This window comes from Longicatena sp. 210702-DFI.1.196, assembly GCF_020563125.1.
Classification (GTDB): Bacteria; Bacillota_I; Bacilli_A; order Erysipelotrichales; family Erysipelotrichaceae; genus Longicatena; species Longicatena caecimuris.
In genome coordinates, this window is record NZ_JAJCPX010000057.1 from 1 (window position 1) to 12,231 (window position 12,231).

13 protein-coding genes are annotated in these 12,231 nt (G+C 38.2%); 9 read left to right on the forward strand and 4 right to left on the reverse strand.

Translation table 11 applies throughout. The annotated features are described in order from the left end of the window. Window positions 1-178: 178 nt before the first annotated feature. Complete coding sequence (locus LI241_RS14825) at window positions 179-712, reverse strand: DUF5662 family protein (protein ID WP_008691190.1); 534 nt, start codon at window positions 710-712, stop codon at window positions 179-181. Between the two features lie 569 nt (window positions 713-1,281). Then, window positions 1,282-2,742: a sodium-dependent transporter gene (locus tag LI241_RS14830; RefSeq protein WP_008691191.1), complete on the reverse strand. Its 1,461-nt coding sequence runs from the start codon at window positions 2,740-2,742 to the stop codon at window positions 1,282-1,284. A gap of 156 nt (window positions 2,743-2,898) precedes the next feature. Here LI241_RS14830 and LI241_RS14835 point away from each other — a divergent pair, with 156 nt between their 5' ends. The 7 genes from LI241_RS14835 to ychF all read left to right on the forward strand — a co-directional run bounded on the left by LI241_RS14835 (window position 2,899) and on the right by ychF (window position 7,425). After that, window positions 2,899-3,768: a methionyl aminopeptidase gene (locus tag LI241_RS14835; protein ID WP_008691192.1), complete on the forward strand. Its 870-nt coding sequence runs from the start codon at window positions 2,899-2,901 to the stop codon at window positions 3,766-3,768. Between the two features lie 75 nt (window positions 3,769-3,843). Then, the gene (dtd, locus tag LI241_RS14840) at window positions 3,844-4,290 is read left to right on the forward strand and encodes a D-aminoacyl-tRNA deacylase (RefSeq protein WP_008691193.1); all 447 of its coding nucleotides are present in this window, start codon (window positions 3,844-3,846) and stop codon (window positions 4,288-4,290) included. A gap of 12 nt (window positions 4,291-4,302) precedes the next feature. Then, on the forward strand, window positions 4,303-5,175 hold the full coding sequence (folD, locus tag LI241_RS14845) for a bifunctional methylenetetrahydrofolate dehydrogenase/methenyltetrahydrofolate cyclohydrolase FolD (RefSeq protein ID WP_008691194.1): 873 nt from the start codon (window positions 4,303-4,305) through the stop codon (window positions 5,173-5,175). A gap of 50 nt (window positions 5,176-5,225) precedes the next feature. Further along, on the forward strand, window positions 5,226-5,435 hold the full coding sequence (locus LI241_RS14850; protein ID WP_008691195.1) for a DUF951 domain-containing protein: 210 nt from the start codon (window positions 5,226-5,228) through the stop codon (window positions 5,433-5,435). Between the two features lie 176 nt (window positions 5,436-5,611). After that, complete coding sequence (locus LI241_RS14855; protein ID WP_008691197.1) at window positions 5,612-5,809, forward strand: helix-turn-helix transcriptional regulator; 198 nt, start codon at window positions 5,612-5,614, stop codon at window positions 5,807-5,809. Further along, the gene (locus LI241_RS14860; protein ID WP_008691200.1) at window positions 5,806-6,222 is read left to right on the forward strand and encodes a hypothetical protein; all 417 of its coding nucleotides are present in this window, start codon (window positions 5,806-5,808) and stop codon (window positions 6,220-6,222) included. The genes LI241_RS14855 and LI241_RS14860 overlap by 4 nt, the downstream gene beginning before the upstream one ends. Before the next feature lie 99 nt (window positions 6,223-6,321). Then, entirely contained in the window at window positions 6,322-7,425 is a 1,104-nt protein-coding gene (ychF, locus tag LI241_RS14865) for a redox-regulated ATPase YchF (protein WP_008691202.1), read from the forward strand. A gap of 109 nt (window positions 7,426-7,534) precedes the next feature. On the opposite strand, the gene LI241_RS14870 is transcribed toward ychF, so the two are convergent. Together LI241_RS14870 and LI241_RS14875 are read right to left on the reverse strand one after the other, a co-directional pair. Then, window positions 7,535-8,875, reverse strand: a complete 1,341-nt coding sequence (locus tag LI241_RS14870; protein ID WP_008691203.1) for a S9 family peptidase — start codon at window positions 8,873-8,875, stop codon at window positions 7,535-7,537. A 285-nt stretch (window positions 8,876-9,160) separates the two neighbouring features. Continuing rightward, entirely contained in the window at window positions 9,161-10,009 is an 849-nt protein-coding gene (locus tag LI241_RS14875) for a patatin family protein (RefSeq protein ID WP_008691204.1), read from the reverse strand. 237 nt (window positions 10,010-10,246) lie between these two features. Here LI241_RS14875 and LI241_RS14880 point away from each other — a divergent pair, with 237 nt between their 5' ends. After that, window positions 10,247-10,570, forward strand: coding sequence for a cyclic-di-AMP receptor (locus tag LI241_RS14880; protein WP_008691205.1), 324 nt, complete (start codon window positions 10,247-10,249; stop codon window positions 10,568-10,570). Between the two features lie 456 nt (window positions 10,571-11,026). Next, entirely contained in the window at window positions 11,027-12,130 is a 1,104-nt protein-coding gene (locus tag LI241_RS14885) for an N-acetylglucosamine-6-phosphate deacetylase (RefSeq protein ID WP_008691206.1), read from the forward strand. Window positions 12,131-12,231 lie beyond the last annotated feature (101 nt).

Consider the following 12,231-nt stretch of genomic DNA (forward strand, 5'->3'; position numbering starts at 1 on the left):
AAACCCCATGATAATTTAGAGGCAGGTTTTATCCCCACGATAATTTAAATATCCCTTTTTGTTTGCGAATTTTCATGGTGATAAAGACGATAGAAAGGACTATAGTATAACTTTTAGTAATAAAAAAAGAATTGTGATAGTACAATCATATGCACAATTCTTTAGGTCATATAAAAAATTATTTGTTTTTTAAAATATTATGCCGGATATAAGCAATGGTCTGATCTAAACCATGATCTCTTAAATATTCTAATATATGCTGTGTCAATGCTTTTGTGTTAGGATGCATCATGACTCTGTCATAACCGTTTAAGAAGTATTCTAAAGCACTGGCATCGGTATAGTTTTCCTTTTGATAGGTCATGGATGCCGCAATACGATCGCAAATCATCTCAACAACGTAGTTGACAGGCATTTCAATAGCAATGACACCATTTTTTACATTTCCATTGTCCAACCAGTATTCCCAGTGATGACGATTCCGTCCTTTATGATGCAACCATCCAAGGGAATACCCTTTTACTTCTTTTTCTCGATTAATAGGGCTGCGAAAGCCTTGATAATAGGTAACTCCTGCCCAAAATTCAACAGGTGAATATTTTGATAAATCGTGTAAGATTCCTTGCTTATATAAATGGCAGCGAAAGCATAATTTAGTTACCAGTATTTTATGATGATTGATCGTTGAAAGATGTCCCCAGAAACGATTCATAATAATCTCCTTCCTATGTGAATTTATAATGTCAGAGGTATTTTAACACAAATAAAGAAAAAGGGAAGAGTGGAATGATGATCGATCATAGATGGGTATTTGTATGGGGAAGGTCTTATATCCTCTCTTATGATTATCAAAAAGTTGTAAAAAAACGCATGACCATCACATATCCTTCACATTCGCACGTTATAGTATAGGTACAGGCAGACTTACTGCTTGTGTGGTAATGGAAATCGTTTCCCCATCCCTATAGTAATAGTAACAACAGCTATCATGTTTACATAATTTTATAATTTCCATTACCGGCCTTCATGCTTAAGACCTCTATCCCTCGTAGAGGTCTTATTGTATGTGCTCTTTAATAAATTAACACAGAATTCAAATACTATTCATATGTTTTTCACAAAGCTGTCTTATACTAAAAGTACAAGGTAAGTAATACCTTGAAAGACTTTGGTAATGGTACTTACTCCCTCGTTTGCATTTGTTCATTCCATAAACAAACCGCCATTACCTTTCCATAAAAAACGACTCCTTACTACTTCAAGGAGTCATTTTTAGCTGAATTACTGCTTTTTTTTATGTTGTATGATCCATGCATGTATTGGTATAAAGATGATAAACAGGATCAAAACAATTGGTAAGATTGCATTCCATGGTGTTGAAAACTTCTCGATATAACCTTGGAAGAAAATAAAGATGACGATGACAGGCAGTATGAAACTGACGTAGCCTCGTATCCAGCTAGGAAACTTTAGCCCTTTTCCTGTATTTGCTTCACCAAGGAAATTTTTCCATCCCCAACCATAACGGAAGGTACAGAATAATAGATATAATAAGGAACCTAATGGTAATAAATTGCTGGAAACGATGAAATCTTCTAAGTCCTGAATGGTTGTTCCTTCACCTAATGGCTGTAAGAAGGATAGAATATTAAATCCTAATGCACAAGGCAGTGATAAAATCAGGATGGCAAAGAAATTTACCCATACGGCTTTCTTTCTTGACCAACCGCTATCCATAGCAAAGGCAACGATATTTTCAAATACGGCAATAATGGTCGTTAATGCTGCAAAGGACATAAATAAGAAGAATAAGGTTCCCCATAAGCGTCCTTGAGCCATGGCATTAAAGACATTTGGTAATGTCACAAATACCAATCCTGGGCCACTTCCGGCATCTACACCAAAAGAGAAACAGGAAGGGAAAATAATCAAACCGGCAATAAAGGCAACTAAAGTATCTAAGATACAGACATTCAGACTTTCACCTAGTAAAGAACGATCTTTTCCGATATAGCTGCCAAAGATAGCCAACGCTCCGATACCCAGACTAAGCGTAAAGAAGGCTTGACTCATTGCCGCAAAAATGGCGTCCCATAAGCCGTTTTCCATCATTTTACCAAAATCAGGCACTAAATAAAACGTTAAACCTTCTACAGCATCTGGTAAAGTGACAGCGCGTATCACCAGTATCAGCATAACAATAAATAAACAGGACATCATATATTTGGAAATCTTTTCAACCCCATTTTGTAATCCCTTGCTGCAGACGAGAAAGCCGATCATGGTAATTACGACCATCCAAAACAGGTTCTGCGCAGGACTTGCGAGCATATCATGAAATATCTGCCCCACTGCTTCTGTTGACTGGTTTTCAAAAGTGCCACTTATCATTTTTAAACAGTAATTCAACATCCATCCGCCAACGGTCGTATAAAACATCATCAGCATGTAATTACCGCCGATTGCCACATATTTGATGAAATGCCATTTTGTCTTTTTTGGCTCTAGTACATCAAAAGATTTTGCGGCCGATTTCATAGATGCGCGTCCTACGGAAAATTCCATTACCATGATAGGTAAGCCTAACAGCATCAGAAATAATAAATATAGCAATACAAAGGCAGCTCCGCCATACTGGCCGGTGATATAAGGAAACCGCCAGACATTCCCCAGTCCGACTGCACATCCCGCTGAGATTAGGATAAAGCCTAAGCGCGATGAGAATTTTTCTCTTGCTTTCATACATTCACACCCTTTTATGCATAATTTTATCGGTGTATATAAGGAAAGTCAATCTTTAATTCGGCTTTGTCATGGCAATTGTATTACTTTTTAGGAAATGGTATGAAAATTTAAGAGATACGTGATATACTATACGACGTAAAGAGGTGTAAAGATATGGAAATGCATAGAAATTCCCGCTGCTGGTGTGGCAGTGGCAAAAAATATAAACAATGTCATGAAAAGTTTGATGAAAAAATTCGCGAATTTGCTAGAAATGGCGAGATTGTGCCAGATCGCAGTTTGATCAAAAGTACAAAGGATATTCTTGGTATCAAAAAGAGTGCTGCTATTAACACCGGTGTACTTGATCATGTCGCAAAGCATATACATGTCGGTATGAGTACCGGAGATATTGACCGATTGGTGTATGATTACACAGTAAGTCATGGGGCAATACCTGCTCCTTTGAATTATGAAGGCTTTCCTAAAAGTGTTTGTACATCGGTTAATGATGAGGTATGTCATGGTATTCCGGATGATGAAATCATCTTACAGGAAGGCGATATCGTCAATGTAGATGTTTCCACCATTTTTCATGGTTATTACTCCGATGCTTCGCGAATGTTTATGATTGGTGAAGTGAGTGAAGAGGCAAAGCGTTTGGTACAAGTGACGAAAGAATGTCTGGAAATCGGTATAAAAGCTGTCAAACCTTGGGGGCATGTAGGCGATATTGGAGCGGCGATTCATGAATATGCAACGAGCAAAGGTTATAGTGTCGTGATAGATTTTGCCGGACATGGCGTTGGGAAAGCATTCCATGAGGATCCTATCGTTTCACATGTAGGGCGTAAGGGAAAAGGCATGATTCTGGCTCCCGGTATGGTGTTTACTATTGAACCGATGATCAATGAGGGAGATTATCATCTCTATATTGATGAAGATAATGGATGGACATCTTATACGGCGGATGGCAAGCTTTCTGCTCAATGGGAACATACCTTACTGGTAACCGAAAAAGGTGTTGAAATTTTGACATATTAAACAAGGGGGGTGCCCTTGTTTTTCAAATAGGAAAAGATTATAGCAAGTAGTATTGGAAAATGGAAGGAAAATGATATGCGAGTGATATTACAAAGAGTGCGGCATGCATCCGTTACAATTGATGGACAAGTGCATGGCGCCATTCAAAATGGTTTTTTAGCTTTGGTAGGTATTACCCAGAGTGATGATGAAGGCATTGTGAAGAAAATGGCAAAAAAATGTGCTGAATTGCGTGTCTTTGAGGATGAACAAGGAAAGATGAATCGTGGGTTATCGGATATTCAGGGAGATATTCTTTCAATTTCGCAATTTACATTGTATGCGGATTGTAAGAAGGGAAGACGTCCCGGTTTCGAGAAAGCGGCACACCCTGCGCAGGCAAACCCGCTTTATGAGCTCTTTAATAAAGAATTACGTTCATATGGATTGCAAGTACCAACAGGTGTGTTTGGCGCTGATATGAAGGTAGAATTGCTGAATGATGGTCCGGTTACGATCATTTTAGACAGTGCAGAATTATAGGAGGCTAAGCGTATGGCAAATGTGATATATGGCAGTGAAATTGCTAAGCAAGTAAAAAAAGATCTGCGCTTGCGGATCATGAAGTTAAAAAATGAGCAAAAACGACTCCCTAAGCTTGTTGTCGTTTTGGTAGGAGAACATCCTGCCAGTGTATCTTATGTGAAAGGGAAAGAGAAAGCTTGTCATGAAATCGGCATGGAAAATGATCTCATTTTACTGCCGGCTACCACAAGTGAAGATGAATTGTTACAGATCATTCATCAGTTGAACACCGATACCAAGGTGGATGGTATTTTGGTACAGCTTCCTTTACCTGCACATATGGATGAGCATGTGATTCTACATGCGATTGATCCAAAAAAAGATGTGGATGGCTTTCATCCGGTGAATGTAGGGAAGATGCTATTACAAGAACCAACGTTCCTTTCCTGCACGCCAAAAGGTATTATACGAATGCTAGAGGAAATCGGCATGACAGATTTAAGCGGTAAACAGGCTGTTGTTCTTGGACGTAGTAATATTGTTGGTAAACCGGTTGCACAACTTTTATTAAATCATAATGCAACGGTAACCATTTGTCATTCCAAAACAGAGGATATTAAAAGTATTACCAAACGTGCGGATATCTTAGTTGTATCGGTTGGAAAAGCGCGTCTTGTAAAACGTGATTGGGTAAAACCAGGTGCTGTCGTAATTGATGTCGGTATCAACCGTGATGATCAAAATAAGCTGTGTGGGGATGTTGATTTTGCAAACGTTAGTGAGGTTGCTGGTTATATAACTCCTGTGCCGAAAGGGGTGGGGCCTATGACCATTGCGATGTTGCTAGAAAATACTTTGCAATCCTATGAACAAAGAGAGCATGTTTCATGGGACGAACGATAAAAACTATGATACAATGAAGATAACTTAAATAAAGAGAAGGGAATGAGCACATGATAAAGCATGAATATGATTTGAATGACATCGTAGAGATGAAGAAAGAGCATCCATGTCATAAATCGAAATACTGGAAAATTATCCGCATGGGAGCTGATATCCGTATCAAATGTCAGGGCTGCGGTACCAGCGTGTTATTTCCTCGTGTGGAATTTGAAAAAAAATTAAAACGTGTTATTGAACATGCACCAAAATCGGAAGAATGAAACCGCAGCTATCGCGGTTTTTTTAATGCTTTCTCAGCGTGTCTTGCTAACTAAAAGAAACATCAAGAAAGATTCACCTAGTTTTAATAGAGTAATTTAAATCGTAATAAAAGTAATATATACTTGACATAAAGTAATATTGGTTATACTATATAGGTAGAAAGAGAAGTGGTGTTATGGCAAAGAATTTGCGAATAAAGGCCGCAAGAGCAACAAAAGATATGACACAGAAAGAACTGGCAGAATGTGTAGGTGTTACGCGACAAACAATGAACGCCATTGAAAAGGGAGATTACAATCCCAGTATTCGTTTATGCATTGCGATATGTAAAGCATTGGATAAAACACTGAATGATTTATTTTGGGAGGAATGAACATAGAACAATTTGATGAAAGACAAAAAGCCATACGCAATAAGATTATGACGAAAGCCTTTGCTTTAGCAATTATTCTTTTATGTGGGGCAATCATTTTGAATGAATGTAAGGTCATAGAAATAGGGAAAACCGTAAGCTTTACGGATTATGGCTTTATCACATTTTTTATACTCATCTTATATGTGACGCTATCTTTGATTTGGAAGGATGCTTATGTGGGTATAGTGAATGCTGCATCGATTAAAATAGCTCTATATGGATTTAGCGTACTATCTATTCTGGACATCGATTTATTCATAAAACACAGAATGGAACAAGCGCCAATAGATTATGTAGTTCTTGCTGGAACAATTACGATGATAGCCATCACCATTAGCTTATGGTTAAAGAAAAAAGATTGGGATAATTAAATTCACGAATCAATAAAAATGTATATACAAATACGTGCGCAAACAGTTGCATAACCTTAAAAAAAACGGTAGAATGTTAGAGTTGAGAGGAAGGATAGTATGCCATTAACAGCAGGAATTGTTGGGCTTCCTAATGTTGGAAAGTCTACATTATTTAACGCAATCACAAAATCACAGGTAGAGGCAGCCAATTATCCCTTTGCGACCATTCAACCGAACGTTGGTGTCGTAGAAGTGCCGGATCATCGTATTGATCGTTTGGTAGAGCTGTTTCATCCAAAGAAAACCATCTATACAACTTTTGAATTTACCGATATTGCCGGTTTAGTAAAAGGTGCCAGCAAGGGTGAAGGTTTAGGAAATCAATTTTTAAGTAATATTCGTTTGACAGATGCTATTTGTCATGTTGTCCGTTGTTTTGATGATGCAGATATTACGCATGTCGAAGGCAGTGTGGATCCCATTCGCGATATTGAAATCATTAATCTGGAACTGATTATGGCGGATTTACAGACAATCGAAAATCGCTTAAGCAAAGTAGAACGCAAGGCGATGACAAACAAAGATAAAGATGCGATAGCCGAAGTCAACGTACTAAAAAAATTACAAGCAGCTTTAGAAGCCGGAAAGCCTGTTAGAAGCTTGGATTTGGAAAAGGAAGAACGATTGCTTATCAAAGCATTTAATTTATTGACCTTAAAGCCAATGATCTACATTGCTAATATGTCAGATGAAGAAATCGCAGAGCCAGAAAATAATCCCTATTATCAGAAGGTGAAAGAGCTGGCAGATAGTGAACATAATCAGGTTGTACCTGTATGCGCTAAGATCGAAGAGGAATTGTCTGGCCTGGATAAAGAAGAAAAGAATGCTTTTTTACAGGAATTAGGTATACCAGAAAGCGGACTTGATAAAGTCATCAAAACAGCTTATCAAATCTTAAATCTTTGTACATTCCTAACTGCCGGTGAAGATGAATGTCGTGCCTGGACATTCCGTAAAGGAATGCTGGCACCACAGTGTGCAGGTGTCATTCACACGGACTTTGAAAAAGGCTTCATTCGTGCGGAATGTTACCGCTTTGAAGATATTGATGCATTAGGCAGTGAGCAGGCAATTAAAGAAGCCGGCAAACTACGCTTAGAAGGGAAAGAATACGAAGTGCAGGACGGTGATGTCTTACATTTCCGCTTCAATGTATAAGTATTCGCTATGTAAGTTTCCTACTTAAGTTATACAAAGGATTTTATAGTATCACAAAAAAAGGTAAGTACCACCTGCATGTGGAAACTTGCCTTTTCTTTTTATGCTTTTATTTTATAAATTGTACAATGTCTTTCACAAAGGTTACATCTAATCCTGCCTCCTGGTTGTAATCTTTTGGTGAAGGCTGTTCACTACCTTTACTCATTGCGTGATTTGCCGTTGCATACGTACGAATGGTCCAATTCGCTTTTTCAGCAAATGCTTGTTGCCAACGCTTTAAATCCGTTTTGGTCACTTGATAATCACGTAGTCCTTGACAAAGCAGGACCGGCACTTGGATCTTTTCTGCTGTTTTTACTGGATCATATGTGGCCAGATCCATAAGATAAGCTCGTGTCATACCCAAATAAAGCGTATCATCGTGCTTGCTGGAAGCTATTTGTTTGATCTGTTTTCGTACTGTTTCAGCCTCATCCAGCTGCTTTTGTTCCTCAGCATCTACTTTGCCATCCAACTTCGCCAAGTAGGTAAGTTGCTCTACCATGCTGTCTTCGATTGGTCGAGAAGGAGCAGCCATAAAGATATAGCCTGCTACATCCTTTGTTTGTTCATTTAGGCGAGGTAAAATATAACCTCCCTGGCTATGCCCTAACACATAAATACGCTGTTTGTCAATCTGCTTTTGCTGCTGCATCAGTTGAATAGCAGATAAGGCATCTTCTATATATTCCTGCTGTATGGTGTCGGTTTGGGTAAAGGTATTTTCTAAGGTACGCTTATCAAAGCGATACGTCGCAATACCTTGTTTCCCTAATTCCTTGGCAAGCTCATAAAAAGGTTTCTGATTCCCGATGGTTTCATTGTGATCACTGGGACCTGAACCTCCCAACAGGATCACTACAGGAAATTTATCACCTTTTTCAGGCGTGCACAAATAACCTTTTATGTTACCGCCAGTTGCTATTTTTAAATCCATTTCTTTTTGTTTTATGCCATCCATCTTCATCGTTTCTTCAGGAAGTTGATATGGGCGAAAGAAAATACCGGCTATCTTATCACCCGCAAAGGTTACTTGCAGATTGAATTTCTGTTTTTGCGTTATTACCGGTTGAAAAACGGCAACATTCCCTTGATAGGACTGGGCATAAGGTGTCTGTAAAGATACCACACTGCCACAGCTCTTTGAAAAGCTCATAATCTGTGTTTGAAAGTTTTTTTCCTTCACAGCTTTTCCCATTTCATCTAAATACGTAAAGTCATTTTGCAGTGCTTGTATATCGCCATCACAAATGATGTTTGCCAACTTTTCACAGGTTTCTTTTTGCGTTAAGGTAATCGTTACATCCTGTGTCTTTGTCGTATCTGATGCCGACTCTTCATTAGAAGAGCTGCAGCTGCTTAGTATTAAAGTAAAAATTAATAAAAATAACCATCCTGTTCGTTTCATACTTGCACCTCGTTTATATCTCTTATTTTACCATGAAGTAGGAAGAATATAAATGAGAAGTGAGAAAAGTGGACGAAATGGAATATTCTAAAAGAATGTATGAAAAAGAAGAAAAAAGCATATGGCAGTAAGGAATGAGCATATGACAAAAAGGAGAGAGCAGATGACAAATAGGAATGGACATAGGAAATAGAAGAAATAAGCATGTGACAAATAGAATATCACGATACTGCAAACAGATGAGGATGTTAAAGAGAAAACGATATAAGCACAAAAAAAGCAGCATTAGCGCTTGATGAATTCCATCAATGCTTCCATGCTGTTTTTAGCGTCTTCATAACCTTGCTCATATAATGCTTTCAGCTTTTTCTCATCTTTCTCTAAACGTCCAATCGTAACCGGAGAACTAGGGCGAATAACCAAAATACGGCCTTCTTTTTCCATTACCCCTAATTCATCTAACGTGCGATTATAGTTGATATGACGATTTGCCAATGCTTCAACAAACTTTGGATATTTGCGATAACTGCGACGGATGAGAGGAAGAAGGTTGTTTTTTCCCTTGCGATAGTCTTTGCATTGGGTAAGGACTACGATATTTTTCTGATATCCCATTTTCTGGAATTGTTTTACGGGAATGCTATCACATGCACCACCGTCAAGCAACTTTTTGCCATCTACTTCCACAATGCGGGATAATAGCGGTAAGGATGCACTGGCTCTTACATAGATGACATCATGCAACATATTAATGCATTGTAAATATTCGGCTTTTCCTGTTTCCAAGTTACTTGCCACAGCATATAATTTAATGCCAGAGCGATTAAATGCATCATAATCGTAAGGGTCTAATTTGTTTGGAATTTCGTTATACATGAATTCTGCTCCAAATAAATCACCCGTTTTGAGCAAAGACTGCATGCTCATATAACGTTTATCATGCAGGTAGTCTGTATTTGTGCGATAGGCACGTCCACGTTGTTTAGAAGCATAACTACACGCATGACAGGCACCGGCACTGACGCCAATGACGCCATCTGTATATATATCATGATCCATAAGAAAGTCTAACACACCGGCTGTATAAAGCCCGCGCATGCCGCCTCCTTCAAGAACTAAACCTAATTTATCCATATGATCACTTCCTTTGACTGTCCTATTATAGCATATTTTGAATAGGAAAAACCTTTCAATTTGTTCATAAATTTATGTAAAATACATGATTTTTCACCTTTTCATAAAAAAGCATAAAGCATTGAAAAAAAGTGAAAATACTTGTGAAACCATTTAACATATTCACGATTTATTAATTGTAAAACCTCCTATTAAGTGTTAGAATAAACATATAAATTGAAGAAAGGAGCATTGCATATGAAACTCATTTTAGCGATCATGTCAAATGATGATAGTCCCGCAGTTTCCAGTGCGTTGACAAAGGAGAATTATCAGGTAACACGTCTTGCGACGACTGGAGGTTTCCTGCGTGCCGGAAATACTACCTTGATTGTTGGTACGGATGATGATAAGGTTGAACGTGCCATAGAAGTTATTGGCGAATACAGTAGAAGACGTACAGAAGTTGTACCGAGCACTGCATCTTATGATATTGGAAGATATGCATCTTTCCCTGTCGAGGTTCAAGTTGGAGGAGCTACTATTTTCGTAATTGATGTAGAGAAATTTATCAAATTATAATTTGTGATTACTGAATGACCCTTATAATGCTATTTAGCTTTATAAGGGCTTTTTTTGTATACACAACACCAATAGTGATAGGTGTTCAGAAAGCTTAGTAGTTTGTATAAGCGGTAGATATTTATAAGTTTCTTGAATGATTGTTTACAATCATCGATTTTCTCGCTTTGCTTTTGTTCATGATACGTTAAATAGTAAAATGAAAGGTTTCCTTTCGTTGAAGTCTTTTGAAAGGATAAGGATTTGGTATTTTCAAAGGGAAGAAAGAACATGTTCAATGAAATGAACTTTTTGACTGTTTTTAACTATACGCAAAAAGAAGCTATTAAATCAGCATACTTGATAGCATGATAAGATGGGAAAGAGAATGTGGCGGTAAAGAAATGTTAGGTGTACATAATTATCCTTGTAAAAGCATCCTTTATGAAATACAATGTAAGGAGTGAGGTGCATAGCATGAAAAAGATAATTGAAAATGTAAGCTTTATGCTGGATGGCACGATGGTTTTTGGTGATCTTTATTTAGAAGATGGTTTTGTGGAGCGCATGGAATTTAAGACACCTAGAGGGAAAGGACATATCGCTATCCCAGGCTTTGTCGATATTCATACGCATGGTTTTCGTGGATATAGCTGTGATGATGAAAATATCGAAAATCTTCGTCAATTGGCCAATGCATATGCCAAACGAGGGGTAACGACATTTTGTCCGACCTTATCTCCACGTCCTTTACAAGAGTATATTCCAATTCTGAAAGCATATCGAAAGGCTTTTCAAGGAAATACGATGGGAGCACGTTATGCAGGCGTTCATTTGGAAGGCCCTTATTTATCAAAAGCGATGCATTGTTTATTAGATGCAAATCAGTTACAAGAAATTGATTTAAATGAATTAGATACATTTCTAAGTGAATATCATGAAGATATCCGTGTGATGACGATTGCCCCGGAATTGACAAATGCCATGGAAGCGATACATTTATTGCATCTATATGGTGTTCAAGTATCAATCGGTCACAGTAAGGCAACGTATGAGCAAATGCTGGAGGCTTTTGAAGAAGGTGCCTCCCAGGTGACGCATCTATGCAATGCTATGCCTGGCATTGATCATCATGAACCGACGATGTTTGATGCCGTGCTCTTATCCCAATGCAGCTGTGAAATGATTATGGATGGTGCACATATACAATCAAAAATGTTAGAATGGCTGATTAAACTGTTGGGTGCAAAACGGGTCATCGCAATCAGCGACGGTACGATAAACTCCGGATTGGCCTATCCTGAAGGTCATGTGCTAGATGATGGCAGTTACATACAACATCATGCAGTTTATAAAGAAGGCGTTCTAAAAGGAAGCTGTATAGACCTGTTGGATATCTTTCGTAAGCTATATGATGCCTATGGACTTGCTGAAAGCATCTTGATGACTTCGCAAAATGCGGCGCATATCGTGAAGAGTTATACAAGTGATATTCGCCTAGGTCATAAGATTGATCTGGTCATACTGGATAGTGAATTGCATTTGTTAGATGTAGTAATAAACGGTCGCAGTGTTTTATAGCATATGGTGCATAATGAGCATCCGATAAACGTAACGTTTTGGATGCTTTTTATGTGTGGCGGGCATGCCACATATCTAGGGTGAAAATCCCTCGGGGCGTA

What these genes read in the sequence shown, in the direction of transcription:
- LI241_RS14825 (WP_008691190.1), bottom strand. Translation starts at nt 712, where the DNA reads ATGAATCGTTTCTGGGGACATCTTTCAACGATCAATCATCATAAAATA.
- LI241_RS14885 (WP_008691206.1), top strand. Translation starts at nt 11,027, where the DNA reads ATGAAAAAGATAATTGAAAATGTAAGCTTTATGCTGGATGGCACGATG.
- LI241_RS14880 (WP_008691205.1), top strand. Translation starts at nt 10,247, where the DNA reads ATGAAACTCATTTTAGCGATCATGTCAAATGATGATAGTCCCGCAGTT.
- LI241_RS14875 (WP_008691204.1), bottom strand. Translation starts at nt 10,009, where the DNA reads ATGGATAAATTAGGTTTAGTTCTTGAAGGAGGCGGCATGCGCGGGCTT.
- LI241_RS14850 (WP_008691195.1), top strand. Translation starts at nt 5,226, where the DNA reads ATGATAAAGCATGAATATGATTTGAATGACATCGTAGAGATGAAGAAA.
- dtd (WP_008691193.1), top strand. Translation starts at nt 3,844, where the DNA reads ATGCGAGTGATATTACAAAGAGTGCGGCATGCATCCGTTACAATTGAT.
- LI241_RS14860 (WP_008691200.1), top strand. Translation starts at nt 5,806, where the DNA reads ATGAACATAGAACAATTTGATGAAAGACAAAAAGCCATACGCAATAAG.
- LI241_RS14835 (WP_008691192.1), top strand. Translation starts at nt 2,899, where the DNA reads ATGGAAATGCATAGAAATTCCCGCTGCTGGTGTGGCAGTGGCAAAAAA.
- LI241_RS14830 (WP_008691191.1), bottom strand. Translation starts at nt 2,742, where the DNA reads ATGAAAGCAAGAGAAAAATTCTCATCGCGCTTAGGCTTTATCCTAATC.
- LI241_RS14870 (WP_008691203.1), bottom strand. Translation starts at nt 8,875, where the DNA reads ATGAAACGAACAGGATGGTTATTTTTATTAATTTTTACTTTAATACTA.
- ychF (WP_008691202.1), top strand. Translation starts at nt 6,322, where the DNA reads ATGCCATTAACAGCAGGAATTGTTGGGCTTCCTAATGTTGGAAAGTCT.
- LI241_RS14855 (WP_008691197.1), top strand. Translation starts at nt 5,612, where the DNA reads ATGGCAAAGAATTTGCGAATAAAGGCCGCAAGAGCAACAAAAGATATG.
- folD (WP_008691194.1), top strand. Translation starts at nt 4,303, where the DNA reads ATGGCAAATGTGATATATGGCAGTGAAATTGCTAAGCAAGTAAAAAAA.